This is a genomic window from Serratia sp. BNK-12 (genome assembly GCF_047456085.1).
Lineage (GTDB): Bacteria > Pseudomonadota > Gammaproteobacteria > Enterobacterales > Enterobacteriaceae > Serratia > Serratia liquefaciens.
Genome location: NZ_CP179896.1, coordinates 649,710 through 672,281 on the forward strand (window position 1 = coordinate 649,710; position 22,572 = coordinate 672,281).

The following is a 22,572-nucleotide window of genomic DNA, read 5'->3' on the forward strand; positions in this document are numbered from 1 at the left end:
ATGGATATCGGTGAATTCGTGGCCCTTAGTGTAAAGCATAATGCTTCCGATCTGCACCTTTGTACGGGGCATCAGCCGATGTTGCGCATCGATGGTGAATTACAGGCGCTGGCAGGTACGGAAAAACTGACCGAGACCAAGATGCATCGCTTGTGCAATGCGCTGCTGCAACCCCAGCAGCGGCAGCAATTGCAACAGCAGGGGCAGCTTGATCTGGCGCTGACGCTTGCGGGCGATATTCGGCTGCGCGCCAATTTCTTTCTGCAAAGCCTCGGGGTTTCGCTTGCCTTGAGGCTGATTGCCGGCGAGTGCCCGACGCTGGCGGCGTTGGCAGCACCAGACATCATTCCGGCCCTGGTGCGCAGGGAAGATGGCCTGATTTTGGTGACCGGCGCGACCGGCAGCGGTAAATCCACCACCCTGGCGGCAATGATTGACGACATCAATCAGCACCAGCGGCGGCATATCCTTACGCTGGAGGATCCGATCGAATTTATTCACCGCAGTCGACACTCTTTAATTCAGCAGCGCGAATTGGGCCGCGACAGCCACAGTTTTGACGACGCATTACGTGCTGCCCTGCGTGAAGATCCAGACGTCATCTTGCTGGGGGAGCTGCGTGACACCACAACCATCAGGCTGGCGCTTACCGCTGCGGAAACCGGCCATCTGGTACTGGCGACGCTGCATACCCGTAGCGCGACGCAGGCGGTCGATCGGCTGGTGGATGTTTTCCCGGCGGAAGAAAAGCCCTACGTGCGTGCACAGTTGGCCGGTAGCCTGCAGGCGGTGATTGCACAGAAGCTGTTGAGTCGGCCCGGGGGCGGCAGGGTGGCGATTTTTGAGGTGCTGACGGCGACGGCGGCGGTCAGCAGCATGATCCGCGAGGGCAAAACCCATCAGCTTGCCAGCGTGCTGCAAACCGGTGGGCAGTCCGGCATGCAGACCTTTGAGCAAGGTCTGCAACAGCGGATCTGTGCGGGATTACTGGGCGGCGCGGAGGGGACTTTGCCAAGGGATTAACCCAATTGCCGTTCGAACCAGCTTTCCAGGATTACCACCGCCGAGGCGGAATCCACGCTGCCCTTGTCCAGCGCGCGGAAGCCGCCGCGATCAAACAGGTTGGCGCGGGCTTCGACGGTACTGAGACGCTCATCATGCAGCGCGATCTGCACGCCAAAGCGGCCGTGCAGGCGGTTGGCGAACTTGCGCGCTTGCTCGGTGACCGGCTGTTCGGTGCCGTCCATGTTCAGCGGCAAACCGACTACCACCAGATCCGGTTGCCACTCTTTCAGCAACTTCTCGATCTTCTGCCAGTCCGGCGAGCCGTCCTGCGCTTTGAAAGCCGCCAGCGCACGGGCGCTGCCGGTTAGCTCCTGGCCAATGGCCGCGCCGATGCTTTTGGTGCCGAAGTCGAAGGCGATAATGGTGCGGTTGGTCATCAGGCGTGTCCTGCGTGGTTGGCAATGCTGCGGATATCAATGCCAAGGCGATTGGCGGCCTCGCGCCAGCGGCTGGCGATCGGCGTATGGAACAAAATGTCGGTGTCGGCTTCGATAGTCAGCCAGGCGTTTTCCAGCACTTCCTGTTCCAACTGGCCTTTTTCCCAGCCGGCATAGCCGAGCGCGACCAGTACGTCCTCCGGCTGTTCCGGCGTGCCCAAGGTTTCCAGTACGTCTTTCGAGGTGGTGATCATGGTATCCGGCGAGATCTGGATACTGGAGCCGAAGCCTTTGCACGGCGTATGCAGGATAAAACCGCGATCGTCAGCCAGCGGGCCGCCGGCAAACACCGGTTTATCCAGACTGATGGCCGGATCGCGTGCCTGTGGCATGATCTTCAGTTTGCTCAGCACTGTTTCCACCGTGAACTGTTCCACCGGTTTATTGATCACCAGGCCCATGGCGCCGTCTTCATTGTGCTCGCAGACATAAATCACCGAGCGTTTGAAGCGAGGATCCTGAAGTGATGGCATAGCGATAAGAAAATGGTGTTGTAAATTCATGGTGTTATTTAAGGTATTTGATTGGTGAGAAGTTAAACAGCCGCCAGTATGCGGCTATCCCCATCGCCTTTCAAGCCACGACTCGGTTGACGCGGGCTGACAGCGTCATTCAGGGAAGGCGGGCGACGCAAGTCACCCGCATTTCGATTACTTCGCTGCCAGACGCTTCTCGATTGCATCCATCAGCATACCGGTGATGGAAACCGGGAAGGCCGCTTCTATTTCACGCGCACAGGTTGGGCTGGTGACGTTGATTTCAGTCAGGCGATCGCCAATCACGTCCAGGCCCACAAAGATCAGCCCTTTTTCTTTCAGCGTCGGGGCTACCGCACGCGCAATTTTCCAGTCGCTTTCGCTCAGTGGACGCGCTTCACCACGGCCGCCGGCCGCCAGGTTGCCACGGGTCTCGCCCTGCGCCGGGATGCGCGCCAGGCAGTAAGGTACTGGCTCACCGTCAACCACCAGAATGCGCTTATCGCCCTCTTTGATTGCCGGCAAGAAGTTCTGCGCCATGCAGAAACGGCTACCGTGCTCGGTCAGGGTTTCGATAATCACCGACAGGTTAGGGTCGTCCTGCTTCACGCGGAAGATAGACGCGCCGCCCATGCCGTCCAGCGGTTTGAGAATAATGTCGCCGTGCTGCTGGTGGAATTTGCGGATGTGCGCCGCGCTGCGGCTGACCAGGGTGTCCGGCGTCAGTTCCGGGAACCAGGCGGTGAACAGCTTTTCGTTGCAGTCACGCAGGCTCTGCGGCTTGTTAACTACCAGCGTGCCTTTGACCTCTGCGCGTTCCAGAATATAGGTCGCGTAGATGTATTCGGTATCGAAAGGGGGGTCTTTACGCATCAGGATCACGTCCAGATCATGCAGCGCCAGATCCTGCTCGCTGCCAAAGCTGAACCAGCTCTCTTTATCTTCCTTCACGCTCAGCAGGCGAGTGCGGGCGCGGCCGTCACCGGCGTGCAGATAGAGATCGTCCATCTCCATGTAGTGCAGTTCCCAGCCACGGCGCTGCGCTTCGAGCAGCATGGCGAAGCTGGTGTCTTTCTTGATGTTGATGGAGGCGATAGGGTCCATCACGATGCCGAGCTTAATCATCTTTTCTCCTTTAACCCAGATCGCCGAAACGTACCTGCAAAGCGGTAATTGCGGTGAGCGCTGTGGTTTCTGTACGCAGAACGCGTGGCCCAAGCAGGATATCAGTAAATCCGTGGCCTGTGGTCATCGCAATTTCGTCGGCGGATAAACCGCCTTCCGGCCCAATCAGCAGGCGGACATGTTCCACCGGCAGCGGCAGGGTATTGATACTGTGGTTGGCGCGTGGGTGCAGGTTGAGTTTCAGGCTGCCATCTTGCTCGGCGCACCAGTCTTCCAGTTTCATCGCCTCGCGAATTTCCGGAATACGGTTGCGGCCACATTGTTCGCAGGCGGCGATGGCGATCTTCTGCCATTGCTGGATTTTTTTCGCCAGACGCTCGCCGTCCAACTTCACACCGCAGCGCTCGGAAAACAGCGGAGTAATGACATTGACCCCGAGCTCGATGGATTTCTGAATGGTGAATTCCATCTTCTCACCGCGAGAAATCACCTGGCCCAGATGCAGCTTGAGTGGCGATTCACGGTCTTCCGGTTGGCCGGCGGCTAGCCGCACCAGCACGTTTTTTTTGTCGACCTGGGTGATCTCGGCGTCAAATACCTGGTTGCTGCCGTCGAAGAGCTGCAGTGCCTGGCCGGCGCCCATTCGCAGTACACGCCCGATGTGGTTGGCGGCGTCTTCGCTCAGTGCGATTTCTGCATGGTCGATTAACGGCTGCGGGTGATAAATACGGGGTATACGCATTGAATATTCGATCCTGACTAATATGCAGTCATCAGTGCTGCAGCTTGAAAAAAAAGAGTATATACCCAAAGTAATTGAAGCTGCAGCAAGGCGGCAAGTGAGTGCATCCCGATGAGCTTACTTAAGTAAGTGATTCGGGGGCGCTCACGCAGTCAACACCGCTGCAGTTTTAAGTACGAAGGGGATTTAGCCCTTTCGTTGCTGGCAAGCCTGTTGAATATAGAGGTTATGGTTGCCCTGTACCTTAGCGATGCGTGCCTCCCGCAGGCATTCCCATTGGCTGACCGGATACTGACGGTTCCACACCTCGAAAAGCTGGGTCTGTTGGCGGGAAAGCCGTAATTGATAGCGATCGCGCATATAAAAATAGGTGCGGGCGATCGCGCCGCGAGCGCGTGCGGGCGGTTCGGCCTGCTTATTTTTAAAGTCCACTTTCATTGGACACTGGCCATACTGACCTTCGCCGCCTTTCCATTGGCTGTACATGAAATTATTGCGATCGCCGTTCACTTCGCCAATCGCCGGCTGCAGGTTGTGCAGGTCAGTTTCGATTTGGCGGTAGCTCGCGTCTTTGTTGCAGTTTTTGCGGCCACCTTGTTGCCAGCACTGCAATTGGTGGCCGAACTGCCAGGCCGGTACCACATGTTCCCATTCGATACGCTGTGCGCGTTGGGCGTTCTTGCGTGGTTGATAGCCACAACTGTTTAAATCTGGGATGCCTTTCTTGCCCTGCCAGGTGATCTGGCAGCCGCAGTAGAAAGAACCGGGCGCATCCTGGTTGATTTTGGCCGCTGCCGCCTTGGCCTGAGAAAAATTATTGATGCCGTGCGCCTGTACGGCGCCGGTGGTGAAAATAACCGTAAACAAAATTTTGCGAAGCATATTCCAAAACTGCTCAAAATTGGAAAGGCAGGCAGGGTAGCGGAAGTCAACGGCAGTGGCAAACGACGGGCGTTAACCCCGTGACTTTTCAAGCCAGCGCCGGAGTCTGGCTGTAACTTGGGACGTAGGGAGCAGAGGTTGGATTTTTCGCTTAAACAGGCTCACCGGCGATAAATTTCAATTTTTCGCCGCACTGACGGCAGCGGTATTCGCTTTCTCCGCGAAGCACCCGATTATGCCGACGTACGGTGAGCTGATGTTGTTGGCAACGACAGAGGTAGGGGAAGGTTTTGCTTTGCACCGAGGCAATTTCAAACTGGTGGGTGCGGCTGGCCGGTACCTGCAACACGCTTTCCATCATCCAGCGCCATTCGCGTCCATGTGGGGCCACGCGGCCAAACTGGCGGAAGACTAACAGGTGCGCCAGTTCGTGCGGCACCACTTCGTCGATAAACGGCTGTTGGTTTTCCATCAGCAAAACCGGATTCAGCCGAATTTCCCAGGCTTGCAGCCAGGCGGTGCCCGCACTGGTTCCGCGTTGCTGGTAAACGACTTTGGGTTCCGGAAACTCGACGGAAAAATGCTGACGCGCCAGCAGCAGTTTTTCACGCAGGCAGCGCATCACCGCCTGTTGCAGCGCTATGGGGATTCTTACTTTGTTCATTGCGGCTAGCTTAAGCAATGGCGCGACGGCTGGCAATAAGACGAAAAACTAATTCTCATCCCGCCTGCCGGGCCGGTTTTTCATCGCATTGATAACCCGATCGACGCTGATGGATTGTAATCAATGTGTTAACTGCGGGATAATAAACCGTACATGCTGAGTCTGTACCCGCAGCGCTCACAGAAAAGATTGGAAAGCATCCCGAGAAAATACCTTTCTAACGCAGGGGTTATTATGCGATTTAGCGCAATAACCGACTGATTAAAAATACGTAAGGTGTGGGAAGTTTTTTGACGCGGCCTGCCCCGAGCTGGCTGAGTAAGTGTGAATTTAACGCAGCTGATGTTGCAAGTGAGAGATCAATGTCGAATAAACCGTTCCATTATCAAGATCCGTTCCCGCTGAAGAAAGACGATACCGAATACTATCTGTTAAGCCGCGATCACGTTTCCGTGAGCGAATTTGAAGGCCAGGAAGTTCTGAAAGTAGCCCCTGAAGCGTTAACCCTCCTTGCCCAGCACGCGTTTCATGACGCCTCATTTATGCTGCGCCCGGCGCACCAGCAGCAGGTTGCCGATATCCTCAAGGATCCGGACGCCAGCGAAAACGACAAATACGTTGCGCTGCAATTTTTGCGTAACTCAGAAATCGCCGCCAAAGGTATTTTGCCGACCTGTCAGGACACCGGTACCGCCATTATCGTCGGTAAAAAGGGCCAGCGCGTCTGGACCGGTGGCGGCGACGAAGAAGCGTTGTCACGCGGGGTGTACAACACCTTTATCGAAGACAACCTGCGCTATTCGCAAAACGCCGCGCTGGATATGTATAAAGAGGTCAACACCGGCAGCAACCTGCCGGCGCAGATCGACCTCTACAGCGTCGACGGTGAAGAATACAAATTCCTGTGTATTGCTAAAGGCGGCGGTTCTGCCAACAAAACCTACCTTTATCAGGAAACCAAAGCGCTGCTGTCTCCGGGCAAGCTGAAGGATTATCTGGTCGAGAAAATGCGTACGCTGGGCACCGCGGCTTGCCCGCCGTACCACGTGGCGTTCGTTATCGGCGGCACCTCGGCGGAAGCAACCCTGAAAACCGTAAAACTGGCGTCGACCAAGTACTATGACGGTCTGCCGACCGAAGGCAATGAGCACGGTCAGGCATTCCGCGACGTGGCGCTGGAAGAAGAGTTGCTGAAAGAAGCGCAGAACCTGGGATTGGGCGCGCAGTTTGGCGGTAAATACTTTGCGCATGACGTTCGCGTGGTGCGTCTGCCGCGCCATGGCGCATCCTGCCCGGTCGGAATGGGGGTTTCCTGCTCCGCTGACCGTAACATTAAAGGCAAGATCAACCGTGACGGCATCTGGCTGGAGAAGCTGGAGCATAATCCTGGCAAATTTATCCCGCAGGAGCTGCGTCAGGCCGGTGAGGGCGAGGCAATCAAGATTGACCTTAACCGCCCGATGGCCGAGATCCTCAAGCAGCTGTCGCAATACCCGGTATCCACCCGCCTGTCCTTGAGCGGCACCATCATCGTGGGCCGCGACATTGCGCATGCCAAGCTGAAAGAGCGTCTGGACAGAGGGGAAGGTCTGCCGCAATACGTTAAGGATCATCCGATTTATTACGCGGGCCCGGCCAAAACGCCGGACGGCTACGCCTCTGGTTCACTGGGGCCAACCACTGCCGGGCGCATGGATTCTTACGTCGACCTGCTGCAGTCTCATGGCGGTAGCATGATCATGCTGGCGAAAGGCAACCGCAGCCAGCAGGTGACCGACGCCTGCCACAAGCACGGCGGCTTCTACCTCGGCAGCATCGGTGGCCCGGCGGCGGTACTGGCGCAGCAGAGCATCAAGAGCCTGACCTGCGTCGAATACCCGGAGCTGGGTATGGAAGCGATCTGGAAAATCGAAGTGGAAGATTTCCCGGCGTTTATTCTGGTGGATGATAAAGGCAATGACTTCTTCCAGAAGATCCAGTCTGGCCAGTGTTCTCGCTGCGTGAAGTAACCGCCGAAAGGATTTGCCGTCCGCAGTGGGGCGGCAAATTTCAGGTTTTATCAACCCCTGTGTAAATTACTGTAGCCCGCTGGACGCGATGTTTTAACCTGTATACCCTACGCGCAAAGCACTAATACGCGCATAAAGGCATATTTGGAACAGAAGGTTCGGCAAACTCATGGAAACGCAGGAAAGTCATATCAGGGAATTGCTGGTCTGGATTGAAGACAACCTAACCAATCCCTTGTCATTGGATATCGTTTCTGCCAAATCAGGCTACTCGAAATGGTATCTGCAGCGAATGTTCAAAAAGCAGACCAGTTTGTCGCTGGCTTCCTATATTCGCGCACGCCGCTTGTACCTCGCCGCTTTCGCCTTGCGTTATACGCAAAAAAGCATTCTTGATATTTCTATTGAATATCAATTCGATAACCAACAAACCTTTTCTCGCTGCTTCAAAAAGCACTTTGCCGAATCTCCCAGTGTTTATCGCCATGCGCGTAAACAGGACTTCAGCCATCTGGTTCGCTCGCTGTCGGTGAATCAGCCGGGGGATATCAAGGTCGATCGCATCAAGGTCGCCAAGGGGCAGTATGCTATCCGAGGGAAGAGTTACCCTTACCATCTGGACATTACCGATCTGGATAAGTCGCACCTTCCCATCCGCAGCAAAATCAAAGAGACGTTCTATGCTCTGCTGGGTGAGCGCCCTGCATTGACCTATTCGCTGGCCCAGTTTGTGCCGGATGGGGAACGAGTGCGGGTGGATTATACCCTGGGCGTTGCGGCAGACTGCCCGGTCAGTGACTGTGCCGGGCTTGAAGCGCTGCCGGATATCTCCGGTGATTTTTGTCGTTTTTGCTATGCCGGCAAGCCAGTGGCCCTGAACGATCATATTGTGCAGATGTACACTCAGGTCTTGCCGCAACTTGGCCTGGCTCGCCGGGAAGGGCCTGACCTGACGATGTTCAACTATTCGCTAAATGAGCGGGAGGAGCTGCATCTTGAGCTCCAACACCTGGTGCCGGTGACTCCCCTTGACTGAGCGGGGTGGCAGAGCGGTTCTTTTGCTGCACGATATCTGCCATCACCGCCAGCGCGATTTCAGCCGGGGTCTTGCTGCCGAGCGGTAAGCCAATCGGGGCATGAATTCGCTCCAGCTCTTGTGGGCTGAATTCGGCAATCTGCTGCAGGCGTTGGCGGCGACGCGCGCTGTTGCGCAACGATCCCATGGCGCCGATATAAAACGCCGGAGTGTGGATAGCCTCCATTAGCGTCAGATCGTCCATACGGGGATCGTGTGTCAGCGCGACAATCGCGGTATTGGCGTGACAGCCGCCGTCTTCAATAAACTTGGCCGGAAACTGACGCAGTAGCGTCACGTTGGATCTCAGCTGCGGGGCGAAATTTTCCAGCGCCTCCGGACGGTTCTCGCACACCAACACTTCAAACCCCAGCGAACTGGCGAAATCGGCGCAGTACAATGCCACGCTGGAAAGACCGGCGATCAGCAAACGCGGGGCTGCGGCAATATGCAGGGTAATTTGCGGGCCGCGGCGTTCCACCTGGGTCGCACTGGCGAAATCGGTCAACGTCAGGCTGCCGCAGGCATCCGGCAGAGTGAGGCGTTTGACCAGCGCATGGTGTCCGTTTAACGCGCCGGCGAGGGTTGTCAGATAATCGATGCTCTCGTCGCCCGCCGGTAAATACTCAATCAGCACCTCCAGCACGCCGCCGCAGGGCAGCGCTACGTTGGGCTCCAGACCGCCCTCACCGTAACGAATGACCTGGCTGGCAGCCTGATACTCCCCGGCCGCCAGGCGCCGCAGAAAGTCTTCTTCCACGCATCCTCCGGACAGCGAGCCGCAATAATGTCCGTCCTGCGTGGCGGCCAACAGCGCCCCCGGCGATCGCGGTGAGGAGCCGTAAGTGCTCAGCACGGTGCACAGCCACACCGGTTGTTGTTTCAGCCAGTTTATCGCCTGGCTGACCACGGTGATATCGAGATGTTGCATAGATGAGTTACTCGCTGACCGGTAGCTGTGACGGAAGATCTATATCCTGCACGACAGTGGGTTGATCAAGATTAAGCCAGTGTACCGCCTGCTCTTTAAGCAGATCGCGTGCACCATTATCGCCACGTAATTGGCTCAGTTGTTTGCGCAATAGAGCGGAAAACCCAACCGGGTGACCCGGCTGTTGTTCAAAACGGGGACGGACAATGGCGTGGTGCTGCAACGCGCTGGCTACCTGCTGGAAAACCGCCGGGGTAACGAACGGCATATCCGCCAAATGAACCAACCAGCCTTGCCAGTGCGGCGTGGCGTTAACGCCGGCGGCAATGGAATCGCCAAGGCCGACGCTGGCCAGCAGCGTGACCGGAACCTGATAGGCGGCGCAAATCTGTTGAACCTGGCGGTTGTCTGGCCGGGTGACCACCCATAGGGGCAGGCCGGAAGCCAACGCTTGACGCAGCGTCTGTTCAAATAGCGAACGTTGGCGGCCTGTGGCATCCGCAAACTCGGCATTTAATTTATTGCCTGCGCCACCGGCCTGAGAGAAGCGTTCTCCACGTCCGGCAGCGGCGATCACTATGCCTGTTGTCATCTTATCCGCCCGAATTTGCGCAACTTCTAATTACCTTACTAAAAATATGTGTTGTTGAGATGTGTTTTTATTGAAAATCGCATGTTAATCATCACATAATTTTGGTTATAAGCATATGCTTATGACGTCTACGGCAAGGTCGTCAGCGTTTGCGCAACACCACCGCTGAACACAAAACTACAATAAAGATGCAAAGGACTTTTTATGAGCAATTTCAACCCGTCGCGGCGTCGCTTTATCAAAAGCGCCGTGATAGCGGGGGTCTCCGTGTACCTCGCGCCCCTGTACAGCCGTGCCTATGCCGCGCTGTTTGAGCAGAAGATCCTCCAGTCCCCGAACTGGGATGCCCACGAGAAACGTATACGCTTTCGTATCGATGGCCGTGCCAAGGTCATGGGGCAGAAGGTCTTTGCCCGTGATATTCGCGCGGTGGATATGCCGCACTGGCCACAGCATCAGGCGCACGCCTTTATTTTGCGTGTCACTCAAGCAGACAAGCTGTTCGAAGGTATCGATCTCTCATTGCTGGGCGACGACCTGCAGCCCGATCGGCTGGTAACCGCCGACGATTTGGCGCGCGACGGTTTGGCCTTCCCGGCATTTTACGGCGACGACATGCTGCTGCCGATTGGCAAAACCCCGGCTTACCTGGGCCAGGCGGTGGCAATCCTGATTTATCACGATTTTGCCCGTTTCCGCTTTGCCAAGGACAAGCTGAAATTCCGCGAAGGCACGATTAAATACGGGGCGCAAACCGGTCCGCTGCAGCGCGACCCTTGGGGCACTTTCCGCTATGTGCGGGTGGGGGGAGACAAGCCGTTCGATGACGACCGTTTTTCCAGCCTGAAGGATACTCCGATTTTCCCGGTTTCGATGAAGAAACACCTGCCGGTCTGGCCGGAAGGACGCGAAGGCGGCAAGCTGGATCAGGAAGGCATGTATTACGCCGGCATGATTGCTGATGAGTTGAAAACGCCGCCGGATGAGTGGCTGGTGATGTCACGCCGCTATACCACGCAGTCCGTCGACACCTCCGCGCTGGAGCCGGACAACGCCAACGGCTGGTTCGACGCCGAGACGCAAACGCTGCATCTGGTGGTGCCGACTCAATCGCCGCAGGAAGTGGCAGATGAAATGCCGCGCATGCTGGCAAAACGCAATCCGCCGGTTAAACAGCTGATTCTGCACCCATGCTACACCGTCGGTTACGGCTCAAAAGATCACTTTAATTTCCCGTATTACGGCGCGGTGGCGGCGATGTACGGCGACGGGCACCCGGTTCGGCTGGCCAACGACCGTTTCGAACAGTTCCAGACTGCGCTGAAACGCCACGCCTTCGACATGAATTACCGCATTGCGGTAAACCGCCAAACCGGCGTGCTGCAGTCATTCCATGGTGAGATGACGGCAGACGGCGGTGGCCGCAGCAACTTTACGCCTTCGGTGGTGATGGTGGCGGCGACCGCGGCGCAGTCGATTTATTACTTCCCGAAAAGCGATTTGTCTGCGGTGGGGCTGGCTTCGCGCGCTATCGACGCAGGGTCGGCACGGGGTTACGGCACGCTGCAAAGCATGGCCGCCACCGAGATGATGGTCGATGAGCTGGCTGCCGAACTGAAGATTGACCCGATTGAATTCCGTTTGCGCAACGTACTGAAATCCGGCATGAAAAATACGCAGGGGGCCATTCCTGCCGGGGCTATTCGCGCCGATGAAGTGCTGGAGAAGGCGGCGAAGCATGAGATGTGGCTGCAACGCGCCAAGCGCAAGGCGGAGTTTGAAAGCCAGCATCCGGGCAAACGCTATGGCGTAGGCTTTGGCTGCGTGCAAAAAGACTTCGGTACCGGTGCCGAAACTTCATTCGCCCGCGTCGAGCTGGGAGAAGACGGGCGCATTATGCTGCATCACAGCGGTGCCGAGATGGGCACCGGCATGTCGACCTCACAATCGGTGTTGTGCGCACAGTGGCTGGGCAAACCGGCAGACGAGGCTCACTTCTCGGTGACCGACTGGTCAGTGCTGCCGATGGTTACCAGTGGCGATCCCTACGTTATGTCGCAGGCCGATCAGGATCGGTTGCAAACCAATCCGGCCTGGACGCCAAGCTACTGCTCACCTTCCAGCGCCAGCAACTCGGCGTATTACTTCTCGCACAGTACGCGCGAAGCGGCGCGGCTGATATTCGATCATGGCCTGTGGCCGGCAGCGATGGCCATTTGGCAATCCGGCCCCGGTGGCGGCCAGGCGGCACCTTTAGTGGTGCGCCGAGAGGATGCGCGTTGGGTGGAGGGGGGATTGACCGCTGCCGGTATGGAGGTGTTGAGCCTGGAGCGGCTGGCAAAACAACTTTACCAGATGGGCGGGATCGCAGGCGCAGCGGTGCACGTTTTCAACCGCTGGCAGTGGGCGGAAGCGGACTTTACCCTGAGCGGCAATAGCGAACGCCTGCCGATTGATGGCCTGGCTGTGCGCAACGCCGGTGGCGAGTTCAAAACGCTGCCACGCAATCAGGTCTATTATCCCCCGACTCAACGCAATAACGCGGCGGTGACCTATTACAGTGCCGTCGGAACCCTGGCGGAAGTGGCGGTGGATATCGCCACCGGCCAGGTAGAACTGCTGAATCACCATTCGATCATGGAGTGCGGCAACCTGATTGTGCCGGAACTGGTTTCCGGCCAGTTACAGGGCGGGTTGGCGATGGGAATTGGTCATGCATTGCACGAATATTTACCGCTGTACGAAGACGGGCCCGGTAACGGTACCTGGAACTTTAACCGTTACCACCTGCCACGCGCCAGCGATGTGGCGGTATGGAAACAGACCGATGACATCCTGCCCGCGTTGTCGGAAACCGATCCGCCCAAAGGCATGGCCGAAGTGGTGATGATCCCGGTGGTCGCGGCCTTGGTCAACGCCATCGCCGACGCCACTGGCCACCGTTTCCGTGATTTGCCCGTTCGTGCAGAAAATATTCGTGAGGTATTACAATGAGCATCAAAACCCAGCCGATTTCCCTGACCATCAACGATAAGCAATACGGCCCGATCGACGTACCTGAAGGGCTGATGATGATCGATTTCCTGCACGAGTATCTCGATCTGACCGGCTCGCGTCTTGGCTGCGGGCAGGGTATCTGCCACGCCTGCGTAGCAATTGTCGATCACCCAAGCGGTACCAGCGAAGAGGTGCGTACCTGTATCACCGGCGCGCACTTCTTCAGCGGCAAAAAAGTCCGCACCGTAGAGGGGCATGCCAAGGTGGATGCGCAGGGCGAAGTGGTGGAGTTGTCACCTATCCAGCAGGCGTTTCTGGAGCATTACAGCTTCCAGTGCGGCTACTGCACGCCGGGCTTTGTCAACGCCGCCACCATTTTTGTGGAAAAACTCAAGCGTGAACCCATTGCCCGTGAGCAACTGGAAAGCGCCATTGAGCAGGCGCTGGACAGCCATATCTGCCGCTGTACCGGCTATGTTCGTTACTATGAAGCGGTTCGCGACGTGGTGCTCAAAACCCCGGGCCTGCTGAAGGAGACGGCGCAATGAAAAAACGTCTCGCACTGTTGATCCTGCTGGTGGTCATTATCGTCATCGCCGTGCTGTGGTGGCGTGAAAACCGCCGTTACGATGGCCCGGTGCAGCAGGTAACCGCCAGCACGGAACAGGTTGCCCGCGGTCGCTATCTGGCGCAGGCCGCCGACTGCGCCGCCTGCCATACCGCCAGCGGCGGCGCGCCCTTGGCCGGGGGCTATCCGCTGGAGACGCCGTTCGGCACTATCTATGGCAGTAACCTGACGCCTTCGGCCGATCATGGCATTGGCCGCTGGACCAAAGACGATTTCTTCCTTGCGCTGACTCAGGGTGTGGCACCGGGCGGGCGTCATCTGTACCCGGCGATGCCCTATACTTCGTATAAAGGTATTTCACGCCAGGATGCCGATGACATCTACGCCTATCTGATGACCCGACCGGCGGTGGACGTCGCCATTCCTGAAAACGACATGCCGTTCCCGTTTAATCAACGCATGGCGCTGATCGGTTGGAACCTGCTGTTCCGCAGCCAGGCGCCGTTGCCAGCCAGTTCACAAGGCAATTCGGCGCAGTGGCAACGCGGCCGTTACCTGGCGGATACGCTGGGTCACTGCGGGGAATGCCATACGCCACGCGGCATGCTGGGGCAGATGAATCTTGGCAAGCCGATGCAGGGGGGCGATTTGGGGCGCTTTATGGCGCCGGACATCACGCCGCACGGATTGGCCCAGCGCGGCTGGACGCCGGATGACCTCAACCGTTTCCTGGCAACCGGGATGGCACCTCAGGGATCTGCGTTCAGTGAGATGCACATGGTGGTGGATCTCAGCACCCGTCATCTGACGCCGGAAGACCATCAAGCACTGGCGACCTATCTGATGGGTGAACAGCCGCCGGCCGCAGTGCCGGTTAAAATCGGCCAGGGCAGCGATGCCGGGCGTATCAGCTATCTGGATCAGTGCTCCGGCTGCCATGCACGGGAAGGTGAGGGCAAACCGCACGTAGCGGTGGCGATGCGCGATAACGCCACGCTGCGCCAACCGGATGCCAAGAATCTGATTGTCTCGGTGCTGGACGGTTTACCGGCGCAGCAATTCCCCAACGGCGAAAGTATGCAGAGCATGCCGGCCTTTGGCGAACGTCTGGACGATGCGCAAGTGGCGGAGCTGGTGAACTATCTGCGCGTAACCTGGGGGGGCTTGCCGGCGGATATCACCGCCGAGCAGGTGAAGGCCCTGCGCAAGAAGTAGCCTAAGTCAGGCTAAAAAAATGGCCCGCAGTGTAAAACTGCAGGCCATTTTGTTTTTGCGTGAACTAGCTGCGGCTGGTTGCGCTCATTGCACGCTGGCTACGTTGCTTGACGATATAGCCAATGGCCAAAATTGCCACCCAAACCGGGATCAGCAACACCGAGATTTGAATGCCCGGCGTCAGGTACATGATCACCAGGATGCCGGCCATAAACACCAGGCACAGGTAGTTGCTGAACGGATACCAGAAGGCCTTGAACTTCGGCTCTACGCCTTCGCGGTTCTTGGCTGCGCGGAACTTCAGGTGCGCCAGGCTGATCATCGCCCAGTTGATCACCAGCGCCGAGACCACCAGCGCCATCAGCAATTCGAATGCGCGACCGGGGATCAGGTAGTTAATCAGCACGCAGAACGCGGTGGCCGTGGCGGAGACGGCGATAGCGATAACCGGTACGCCGCGGCCGTCCACCTTCAGCAGGCTCTTCGGACCGTTGCCTTGCTTCGCCAGGCCGTACAGCATGCGGCTGTTGCAGTAAACGCAGCTGTTGTACACCGACAGGGCGGCGGTCAACACCACGATGTTCAGCACGGTTGCTACCAGGTTGCTGTTCAGCGCGTGGAAGATCAGCACGAACGGGCTGCCGCCTTCCACCACTTTGCCCCAAGGGTACAGCGACAGCAAAATGGTCAGTGAGCCGATATAGAACAGCAGGATGCGGTAGATCACCTGGTTGGTGGCTTTGGGAATGCTTTTCTGCGGGTTGTCGGCCTCCGCGGCGGTAATACCCACCAGCTCGAGCCCACCAAACGAGAACATGATCACCGCCATTGCCATTACCAGCCCCATGATGCCGTTCGGGAAGAACCCGCCCTGTGCCCACAGGTTGGTTACGGTGGCTTCCGGGCCGCCCAGGCCGCTGAACAGCAGGTAGGCACCGAACACGATCATGCCGATAATCGCCACGACTTTGATGATGGCAAACCAGAATTCCATCTCGCCGTAGACCTTAACATTCGCCAGGTTGATGGCGTTGATGGCCAGGAAGAACACCGCCGCCGATACCCAGGTTGGGATCTCCGGCCACCAGTACTGCACATAGATACCGACCGCGGTCAGTTCCGCCATCGCCACCAATACATACAGCACCCAGTAGTTCCAGCCGGAAGCAAAGCCGGCAAAATTGCCCCAGTATTTATAGGCGAAGTGGCTAAAGGAACCGGCTACCGGCTCTTCCACTACCATTTCACCCAGTTGGCGCATGATCAGAAATGCGATAAAGCCGCCAATGGCATAGCCGAGAATGACCGAAGGACCGGCCATTTTTATTGTTTGCGCGATCCCGAGAAATAGCCCGGTACCAATAGCGCCCCCTAGAGCAATAAGCTGAATATGGCGGTTTTTCAGGCCGCGCTTCAGCTGGTCGCCATGCTGTTGACCATCCATCAATGAAACCCTCTGTCGTTGCAGAATTACTCACATGCTGTAAAGCAGTGGTTACGATGTGTGTTTTATTTTATTTACGGCGTTATATCTATTAATTCCACGGAGCCGCTACCGTTTGGCAAAGAATAATGTTATGCGCGTCAGTTTGCACCTGCTTTATAGGGTGAGTGATTAAGATTTCAGCAGTTTAGGAAACAAAATGCGGGTTGTGTGACGGCAGGGGGGATTCAGTGCATGAAATAAGCAGCAAATCACATAATGCGCAAAAATAATTTAGCGCTGGTCGCTTTGGTTCGGCGAAATATTGACCGGTTGAGCGCACCTTATGCGCTGCAAATAGCTATTCGTTAAAGCTTAATAAACATGCAATAAAATCCTGCCTTTGATGCTTCAGTCTGCCTGACGGCAGGTTTCGCAAAAGTTAAATCAAAAACCTACCTCGTAAATGGTATTACCAAGCGTGCGTTAGCGGTTTGCAGCAGCTCTGGTATTGAGGTGTTAAAATGTGCGGGTAACCTGATTTCGATCAAGGCCCATATGGACAGGAGGTGAATACTTTGTTACTTTACCGTCACGTTTTTGAAATTGGTATTACCAATTGACTCCGCGCCATTCGCAGAGAAGAATTCACCCATGGCCTACAGCAAAATCCGCCAACCCAAGTTGTCAGATGTTATCGAGCAGCAGCTCGAACACCTGATCCTCGAGGGAACACTGCGTCCAGGCGAAAAACTGCCACCGGAGCGCGAGCTGGCGAAACAATTTGATGTTTCCCGTCCTTCTCTGAGAGAGGCCATCCAGCGCCTGGAAGCCAAAGGGCTGCTCCTGCGCCGTCAGGGCGGTGGTACCTTTGTGCAAACTAATCTGTGGCAGAGCTTCAGCGATCCTCTGGCTGAACTGTTGGCCGACCACCCTGAATCACAATTCGATCTGTTGGAAACCCGTCATGCCCTCGAAGGCATTGCTGCCTATTACGCGGCGTTGCGCGGCACCGACGAAGATCTGGCGCGCATCCGCGATTGCCACATTGTGATCCAGCAGGCCCAGGAAAGCGGCGATCTCGACGCCGAAGCCGACGCGGTCATGCAATACCAAATCGCCGTGACCGAAGCTGCCCACAACGTTGTGTTACTTCACCTGCTACGCTGCATGGGGCCGATGCTGGAACAGAACGTACGTCAGAACTTTGAATTGCTCTACTCGCGCCGTGAGATGTTGGCAAAGGTGAGCAGCCACCGCGCCGGAATTTTTGAGGCGATTGTGGCACGCGAGCCGGAAAAGGCCCGTGAAGCCTCGCACCGCCATTTGGCGTTTATCGAGGAAATCTTGCTGGATCTCAGCCGGGAGCATACTCGGCGCGAGAGATCGCTACGGCGTCTCCAGCAACGCAAGGATTAAGAGCGTTCTCTTCAGGGCACACCAGCCTGCGGAGCTTTCGTTCGAAGTGCTTAGTTAAGCATTTAAGCGGCAACTAAACTGATGGGCCTGTCTTCGTGTGTTTTGCCTCAGAACACAGGAAGACAGGCTCCAAAACAAACCATTAGACAGATAAGGAATACCACCATGTCAGAACGTTTAAACAATGACGTGGATCCGATCGAAACCCGCGACTGGCTGCAGGCGATCGAATCGGTCATCCGTGAAGAGGGTGTTGAGCGAGCTCAGTTTCTGATTGATCAGGTATTGGGTGAAGCCCGTAAAGGCGGTGTTAGCGTTGCAGCCGGTGCTGCGGCTCACAACTACGTCAACACCATCGCGGTGGAAGACGAACCTGCTTACCCTGGTAACCTGGATCTTGAGCGTCGTATCCGCAGCGCTATCCGCTGGAACGCGGTAATGACCGTGCTGCGCGCTTCCAAGAAAGATCTGGACCTGGGCGGCCACATGGCTTCCTTCCAATCTTCCGCGACCTTCTATGAAGTCTGCTTCAACCACTTCTTCCGTGCACGCAACGAGCAAGACGGCGGCGATCTGGTTTACTTCCAGGGCCACATCTCTCCGGGCGTTTACGCACGTGCCTTCCTTGAAGGCCGCTTGACCGAAGACCAAATGAACAACTTCCGTCAGGAAGTTCACGGTAAAGGCCTGTCTTCTTACCCGCATCCTAAACTGATGCCTGAATTCTGGCAGTTCCCAACCGTTTCCATGGGCCTGGGCCCAATCAGCGCCATCTACCAGGCGAAGTTCCTGAAATATCTGGAACACCGTGGCCTGAAGAACACCTCTGCTCAAACCGTTTACGCCTTCCTGGGCGACGGTGAGATGGATGAGCCGGAATCCAAAGGTGCGATCACCATCGCCACCCGTGAGAAACTGGACAACCTGGTGTTCGTCATCAACTGTAACCTGCAACGTCTGGACGGCCCAGTCACCGGTAACGGCAAGATCATCAATGAACTGGAAGGTATCTTCTCCGGCGCAGGCTGGCAGGTACTGAAAGTGATTTGGGGCGGTCGTTGGGACGAACTGCTGCGTAAAGACACCAGCGGCAAGCTGATCCAGCTGATGAACGAAACCCTGGACGGCGACTACCAGACCTTCAAATCCAAAGACGGCGCTTACGTACGTGAGCACTTCTTCGGCCGCTTCCCGGAAACCGCCGCCCTGGTCAAAGACATGACCGACGACGAAATCTGGGCGCTGAACCGCGGTGGTCACGATCCGAAGAAAGTCTTCGCTGCACTGAAAAAAGCGCAGGACACCCAAGGCAAACCAACCGTTATCCTGGCCCATACCATTAAAGGTTACGGCATGGGTGAAACCGCGGAAGGTAAAAACATCGCTCACCAGGTGAAGAAAATGAACATGGAAGGGGTTCACCACTTCCGCGATCGTTTCAATGTGCCAGTTGCCGATGCCGACATCGAAAAACTGCCGTACATCACCTTCGAGAAAGACTCTGAAGAGTACAAATACCTGCACGAACGCCGTCAGGCGCTGAAAGGTTATGTACCGACCCGTCTGCCAGCCTTCACCCAGAAGCTGGAAATGCCGGCTCTGGAAGACTTCAGCTCACTGCTGGAAGAGCAGAACAAAGAAATCTCCACCACCATCGCCTTCGTGCGTGCCCTGAACGTGATGCTGAAGAACAAGTCGATCAAAGATCGTCTGGTTCCTATCATCGCTGACGAAGCGCGTACCTTCGGTATGGAAGGTCTGTTCCGTCAGATCGGTATCTACAGCCCGAACGGTCAGCAATATACCCCGCAAGACCGTGAGCAGGTTGCTTACTACAAAGAAGACGAAAAAGGTCAGATCCTGCAGGAAGGCATCAACGAACTGGGCGCAGCATCTTCATGGCTGGCCGCAGCGACTTCCTACAGCACCAACGATCTGCCGATGATTCCGTTCTACATCTACTACTCGATGTTCGGTTTCCAGCGTATCGGTGACCTGTGCTGGGCAGCAGGCGACCAACAGGCGCGCGGCTTCCTGATCGGCGGTACTTCAGGCCGTACCACCTTGAACGGTGAAGGTCTGCAGCACGAAGACGGCCACAGCCACATTCAGTCTCTGACTATCCCTAACTGCATCTCTTACGATCCAGCTTATGCATACGAAGTGGCAGTGATCATGCACGACGGTCTGGTCCGCATGTACGGCGACGCGCAAGAAAACGTCTACTACTACATCACCACGCTGAACGAAAACTACCACATGCCGGCCATGCCGCAGGGCGCAGAAGAAGGTATCCGCAAAGGTATCTACAAGCTGGACACTCTGGCAGGCAGCAAAGGCAAGGTTCAGTTGCTGGGTTCAGGTTCTATCCTGCGTCACGTACGTGAAGCGGCGAAGATCCTGGCAGACGATTACGGCGTGGGTTCTGACATCTACAGCGTGACTTCCTTCACTGAACTGGCGCGTGATGGCCAGGACTGCGAGCGTTGGAACATGCTGCACCCAACCGAAACTCCACGTGTACCGTACATTGCTCAGGTGATGAACGATGCGCCGGCGGTTGCGTCTACCGACTACATGAAGCTGTTTGCAGAACAGGTTCGTACTTACGTTCCAGCCAGCGACTATCGCGTACTGGGTACTGACGGCTTCGGTCGTTCAGACAGCCGCGAAAACCTGCGCCACCACTTTGAAGTTGACGCTTCTTACGTTGTGGTTGCTGCACTGGGTGAACTGGCTAAACGCGGTGAAATTGAAGCTTCTGTGGTAGCTGATGCGATTAAGAAATTCGACATCAACCCAGAAAAAGTTAACCCGCGTCTGGCATAAGAGGTACAGAAGAAATGTCTATCGAAATCAAAGTACCGGACATCGGTGCAGACGAAGTGGAAATCACCGAGATTCTGGTGAAAGTGGGCGATAAAGTTGAAGCTGAACAATCGCTGATCACCGTTGAAGGTGACAAAGCTTCCATGGAAGTCCCTTCCCCGCAGGCGGGTGTGGTTAAAGAGATCAAAGTTGCCGTCGGTGATAAAACCGAAACCGGCAAACTGCTGATGATCTTTGAAGCGGAAGGGGCGGCTCAGGCCGCACCTGCTGCCAAGGCTGAAGAAAAACCGGCTGCGGCACCTGCTGCTCCGGCTGCCGCGGCTGCCAAAGACGTTGCCGTACCGGACATCGGTGCCGACGAAGTAGAAGTGACCGAGATCCTGGTGAAAGTGGGCGACAAGGTGGAAGCCGAGCAGTCCCTGATCACAGTTGAAGGCGACAAGGCTTCCATGGAAGTCCCTGCACCGTTCGCAGGCACCGTGAAAGAGATCAAAATCGGCACTGGCGACAAAGTCACCACCGGTTCTCTGATCATGGTATTCGAAGTGGCTGGCGCAGCTTCTGCTGCCGCTCCGGCTGCGGCAGAAACGCCTGCTGCTCCAGCGGCACCGGCTGCCTCTGCGGCCAAAGACGTTGCCGTACCGGATATCGGTGGCGATGAAGTAGAAGTGACCGAAGTGATGGTTAAAGTGGGCGACAAAGTTGCCGCTGAGCAGTCACTGATCACCGTTGAAGGTGACAAGGCTTCTATGGAAGTGCCGGCACCGTTCGCAGGTACCGTGAAAGAAATCAAAATCAGCGCCGGCGACAAAGTGAAAACCGGCTCCCTGATCATGGTGTTCGAAGTTGAAGGCGCTGCACCAGCGGCTGCTCCTGCTCAAAAAGCAGAAGCAGCGCCGGCACCGGCTGCCAGCGCGGCACCAGCCAAACAGGCTGCTCCAGCTTCCAAAGGTGAGTTCGCCGAGAACGACGCTTATGTGCATGCCACTCCGGTCATCCGCCGCCTGGCGCGTGAGTTCGGTGTAAACCTGGCGAAAGTGAAAGGCACCGGTCGTAAAGGCCGCATCCTGCGCGAAGACGTTCAGACTTACGTGAAAGACGCGGTCAAACGTGCAGAAGCGGCGCCAGCTGCTGCTGCCGGTGGCGGTCTGCCAGGCATGCTGCCATGGCCGAAAGTGGACTTCAGCAAGTTCGGTGAGATCGAAGAAGTTGAACTGGGCCGCATCCAGAAAATCTCGGGTGCCAACCTGAGCCGTAACTGGGTGATGATCCCGCACGTGACTCACTTCGACAAAACCGACATCACCGATCTGGAAGCTTTCCGCAAGCAGCAGAACGAAGAAGCGGCCAAGCGTAAGCTGGATGTGAAGTTCACCCCGGTGGTGTTCATCATGAAAGCCGTTGCTGCCGCTCTGGAGCAGATGCCGCGTTTCAACAGCTCTCTGTCCGAAGATGGTCAGAAGCTGACGCTGAAAAAGTACATCAACGTCGGTGTTGCGGTTGATACGCCAAACGGCCTGGTGGTTCCGGTATTCAAAGATGTGAACAAGAAGAGCATCACCGAACTGTCCCGTGAGCTGATGGCTATCTCCAAAAAAGCGCGTGACGGTAAACTGACCGCCGGCGAAATGCAGGGTGGCTGTTTCACCATCTCCAGCCTGGGCGGTATCGGGACAACTCACTTCGCGCCGATTGTGAACGCGCCGGAAGTGGCTATCCTGGGTGTCTCCAAGTCTGCTATGGAGCCGGTCTGGAACGGTAAAGAGTTCGTGCCGCGCCTGATGATGCCAATGTCGCTCTCCTTCGACCACCGCGTTATCGATGGTGCAGATGGTGCGCGCTTTATTACCATCATCAACAACATGCTGGCTGATATCCGCCGTATGGTGATGTAATGAAAAAAGGGCGCAGCATGCTGCGCCCTTATCGCTTCTGTAGCAGTTTTGTCGGTTTTTGCACGACTCGACAAAATTGTTGAGACACGGGTCACTCGAACACGCTTTGCAGATTATTAACAATTCTGTAAACTGCTCGCGGTGTAAGCGTCCCGGTGGATGAAGGGCGTTATGAGATCGATTAGCAATAAAAATGACGTCTGACCCGCCGGACAATCAATTAAGAGG

At 56.3% G+C, this 22,572-nt stretch carries 18 protein-coding genes; 9 read left to right on the top strand and 9 right to left on the bottom strand.

Translation table 11 applies throughout. The features are described 5' to 3' along the window. Positions 1–1,023, top strand: a complete 1,023-nt coding sequence (locus ACMGG1_RS02925) for a type IV pilus twitching motility protein PilT (RefSeq protein WP_128865428.1) — start codon at positions 1–3, stop codon at positions 1,021–1,023. Here ACMGG1_RS02925 and ruvX read toward each other — a convergent pair. The 6 genes from ruvX to ACMGG1_RS02955 all read right to left on the bottom strand — a co-directional run bounded on the left by ruvX (position 1,020) and on the right by ACMGG1_RS02955 (position 5,391). Then, the gene (gene ruvX / locus ACMGG1_RS02930; RefSeq protein ID WP_020828599.1) at positions 1,020–1,442 is read right to left on the bottom strand and encodes a Holliday junction resolvase RuvX; all 423 of its coding nucleotides are present in this window, start codon (positions 1,440–1,442) and stop codon (positions 1,020–1,022) included. The genes ACMGG1_RS02925 and ruvX overlap by 4 nt on opposite strands. Beyond that, positions 1,442–2,005 (bottom strand): YqgE/AlgH family protein, encoded by a 564-nt coding sequence (locus tag ACMGG1_RS02935; RefSeq protein ID WP_041414955.1) that lies wholly within the window; start codon positions 2,003–2,005, stop codon positions 1,442–1,444. The genes ruvX and ACMGG1_RS02935 overlap by 1 nt, the downstream gene beginning before the upstream one ends. A 147-nt stretch (positions 2,006–2,152) precedes the next feature. Next, positions 2,153–3,103, bottom strand: coding sequence for a glutathione synthase (gene gshB / locus ACMGG1_RS02940; RefSeq protein WP_020828597.1), 951 nt, complete (start codon positions 3,101–3,103; stop codon positions 2,153–2,155). Positions 3,104–3,113: 10 nt separating this feature from the next. Then, complete coding sequence (gene rsmE / locus ACMGG1_RS02945) at positions 3,114–3,845, bottom strand: 16S rRNA (uracil(1498)-N(3))-methyltransferase (protein ID WP_400826903.1); 732 nt, start codon at positions 3,843–3,845, stop codon at positions 3,114–3,116. Between the two features lie 186 nt (positions 3,846–4,031). Then, on the bottom strand, positions 4,032–4,727 hold the full coding sequence (endA, locus tag ACMGG1_RS02950) for a deoxyribonuclease I (protein WP_122080177.1): 696 nt from the start codon (positions 4,725–4,727) through the stop codon (positions 4,032–4,034). A 151-nt stretch (positions 4,728–4,878) separates the two neighbouring features. Further along, positions 4,879–5,391 carry a SprT family zinc-dependent metalloprotease gene (locus tag ACMGG1_RS02955; protein ID WP_041414952.1) on the bottom strand — a complete coding sequence of 171 codons (513 nt, stop codon included), beginning with the start codon at positions 5,389–5,391 and terminating at the stop codon, positions 4,879–4,881. 362 nt (positions 5,392–5,753) lie between these two features. Between ACMGG1_RS02955 and fumA the strand changes: the two genes are divergently transcribed. Both fumA and ACMGG1_RS02965 read left to right on the top strand, forming a co-directional pair. Next, the gene (gene fumA / locus ACMGG1_RS02960) at positions 5,754–7,400 is read left to right on the top strand and encodes a class I fumarate hydratase FumA (protein WP_020828593.1); all 1,647 of its coding nucleotides are present in this window, start codon (positions 5,754–5,756) and stop codon (positions 7,398–7,400) included. A 169-nt stretch (positions 7,401–7,569) separates the two neighbouring features. Beyond that, positions 7,570–8,436, top strand: a complete 867-nt coding sequence (locus ACMGG1_RS02965) for a helix-turn-helix domain-containing protein (RefSeq protein WP_400826906.1) — start codon at positions 7,570–7,572, stop codon at positions 8,434–8,436. Here ACMGG1_RS02965 and ACMGG1_RS02970 read toward each other — a convergent pair. Together ACMGG1_RS02970 and ACMGG1_RS02975 are read right to left on the bottom strand one after the other, a co-directional pair. Further along, on the bottom strand, positions 8,360–9,406 hold the full coding sequence (locus ACMGG1_RS02970) for an XdhC family protein (protein WP_020828591.1): 1,047 nt from the start codon (positions 9,404–9,406) through the stop codon (positions 8,360–8,362). The two genes, ACMGG1_RS02965 and ACMGG1_RS02970, sit on opposite strands and share 77 nt — an antisense overlap. Before the next feature lie 7 nt (positions 9,407–9,413). Further along, positions 9,414–9,998: an NTP transferase domain-containing protein gene (locus ACMGG1_RS02975; protein ID WP_128865427.1), complete on the bottom strand. Its 585-nt coding sequence runs from the start codon at positions 9,996–9,998 to the stop codon at positions 9,414–9,416. Positions 9,999–10,202: 204 nt separating this feature from the next. Between ACMGG1_RS02975 and ACMGG1_RS02980 the strand changes: the two genes are divergently transcribed. From ACMGG1_RS02980 to ACMGG1_RS02990, 3 genes are read left to right on the top strand one after another with little or no spacing between them, the layout of a single operon-like run. Then, on the top strand, positions 10,203–12,992 hold the full coding sequence (locus tag ACMGG1_RS02980) for a xanthine dehydrogenase family protein molybdopterin-binding subunit (protein ID WP_217331567.1): 2,790 nt from the start codon (positions 10,203–10,205) through the stop codon (positions 12,990–12,992). Next, positions 12,989–13,543 (top strand): (2Fe-2S)-binding protein, encoded by a 555-nt coding sequence (locus tag ACMGG1_RS02985; protein ID WP_116691759.1) that lies wholly within the window; start codon positions 12,989–12,991, stop codon positions 13,541–13,543. Before ACMGG1_RS02980 ends, ACMGG1_RS02985 begins: the two co-directional genes overlap by 4 nt. After that, positions 13,540–14,778: a cytochrome c gene (locus ACMGG1_RS02990; RefSeq protein ID WP_020828587.1), complete on the top strand. Its 1,239-nt coding sequence runs from the start codon at positions 13,540–13,542 to the stop codon at positions 14,776–14,778. The genes ACMGG1_RS02985 and ACMGG1_RS02990 overlap by 4 nt, the downstream gene beginning before the upstream one ends. A gap of 64 nt (positions 14,779–14,842) precedes the next feature. Here the strand turns inward: ACMGG1_RS02990 and ACMGG1_RS02995 are convergent, their stop codons facing one another. Continuing rightward, the gene (locus ACMGG1_RS02995; RefSeq protein WP_046372651.1) at positions 14,843–16,222 is read right to left on the bottom strand and encodes an amino acid permease; all 1,380 of its coding nucleotides are present in this window, start codon (positions 16,220–16,222) and stop codon (positions 14,843–14,845) included. A 633-nt stretch (positions 16,223–16,855) separates the two neighbouring features. Between ACMGG1_RS02995 and pdhR the strand changes: the two genes are divergently transcribed. The 3 genes from pdhR to aceF all read left to right on the top strand — a co-directional run bounded on the left by pdhR (position 16,856) and on the right by aceF (position 22,344). Then, positions 16,856–17,620 carry a pyruvate dehydrogenase complex transcriptional repressor PdhR gene (pdhR, locus tag ACMGG1_RS03000; protein WP_020828585.1) on the top strand — a complete coding sequence of 255 codons (765 nt, stop codon included), beginning with the start codon at positions 16,856–16,858 and terminating at the stop codon, positions 17,618–17,620. Between the two features lie 165 nt (positions 17,621–17,785). Continuing rightward, positions 17,786–20,449 (top strand): pyruvate dehydrogenase (acetyl-transferring), homodimeric type, encoded by a 2,664-nt coding sequence (gene aceE, locus ACMGG1_RS03005; protein ID WP_020828584.1) that lies wholly within the window; start codon positions 17,786–17,788, stop codon positions 20,447–20,449. A gap of 14 nt (positions 20,450–20,463) precedes the next feature. Beyond that, positions 20,464–22,344 carry a pyruvate dehydrogenase complex dihydrolipoyllysine-residue acetyltransferase gene (gene aceF, locus ACMGG1_RS03010; protein ID WP_414161141.1) on the top strand — a complete coding sequence of 627 codons (1,881 nt, stop codon included), beginning with the start codon at positions 20,464–20,466 and terminating at the stop codon, positions 22,342–22,344. The last annotated feature ends 228 nt before the right edge of the window (positions 22,345–22,572 follow it).

Excerpts from the sequence above, each read along its gene's own strand:
- ACMGG1_RS02925 (WP_128865428.1), top strand. The coding sequence starts at position 1 with ATGGATATCGGTGAATTCGTGGCCCTTAGTGTAAAGCATAATGCTTCC.
- ruvX (WP_020828599.1), bottom strand. The coding sequence starts at position 1,442 with ATGACCAACCGCACCATTATCGCCTTCGACTTCGGCACCAAAAGCATC.
- ACMGG1_RS02935 (WP_041414955.1), bottom strand. The coding sequence starts at position 2,005 with ATGAATTTACAACACCATTTTCTTATCGCTATGCCATCACTTCAGGAT.
- gshB (WP_020828597.1), bottom strand. The coding sequence starts at position 3,103 with ATGATTAAGCTCGGCATCGTGATGGACCCTATCGCCTCCATCAACATC.
- rsmE (WP_400826903.1), bottom strand. The coding sequence starts at position 3,845 with ATGCGTATACCCCGTATTTATCACCCGCAGCCGTTAATCGACCATGCA.
- endA (WP_122080177.1), bottom strand. The coding sequence starts at position 4,727 with ATGCTTCGCAAAATTTTGTTTACGGTTATTTTCACCACCGGCGCCGTA.
- ACMGG1_RS02955 (WP_041414952.1), bottom strand. The coding sequence starts at position 5,391 with ATGAACAAAGTAAGAATCCCCATAGCGCTGCAACAGGCGGTGATGCGC.
- fumA (WP_020828593.1), top strand. The coding sequence starts at position 5,754 with ATGTCGAATAAACCGTTCCATTATCAAGATCCGTTCCCGCTGAAGAAA.
- ACMGG1_RS02965 (WP_400826906.1), top strand. The coding sequence starts at position 7,570 with ATGGAAACGCAGGAAAGTCATATCAGGGAATTGCTGGTCTGGATTGAA.
- ACMGG1_RS02970 (WP_020828591.1), bottom strand. The coding sequence starts at position 9,406 with ATGCAACATCTCGATATCACCGTGGTCAGCCAGGCGATAAACTGGCTG.
- ACMGG1_RS02975 (WP_128865427.1), bottom strand. The coding sequence starts at position 9,998 with ATGACAACAGGCATAGTGATCGCCGCTGCCGGACGTGGAGAACGCTTC.
- ACMGG1_RS02980 (WP_217331567.1), top strand. The coding sequence starts at position 10,203 with ATGAGCAATTTCAACCCGTCGCGGCGTCGCTTTATCAAAAGCGCCGTG.
- ACMGG1_RS02985 (WP_116691759.1), top strand. The coding sequence starts at position 12,989 with ATGAGCATCAAAACCCAGCCGATTTCCCTGACCATCAACGATAAGCAA.
- ACMGG1_RS02990 (WP_020828587.1), top strand. The coding sequence starts at position 13,540 with ATGAAAAAACGTCTCGCACTGTTGATCCTGCTGGTGGTCATTATCGTC.
- ACMGG1_RS02995 (WP_046372651.1), bottom strand. The coding sequence starts at position 16,222 with ATGGATGGTCAACAGCATGGCGACCAGCTGAAGCGCGGCCTGAAAAAC.
- pdhR (WP_020828585.1), top strand. The coding sequence starts at position 16,856 with ATGGCCTACAGCAAAATCCGCCAACCCAAGTTGTCAGATGTTATCGAG.
- aceE (WP_020828584.1), top strand. The coding sequence starts at position 17,786 with ATGTCAGAACGTTTAAACAATGACGTGGATCCGATCGAAACCCGCGAC.
- aceF (WP_414161141.1), top strand. The coding sequence starts at position 20,464 with ATGTCTATCGAAATCAAAGTACCGGACATCGGTGCAGACGAAGTGGAA.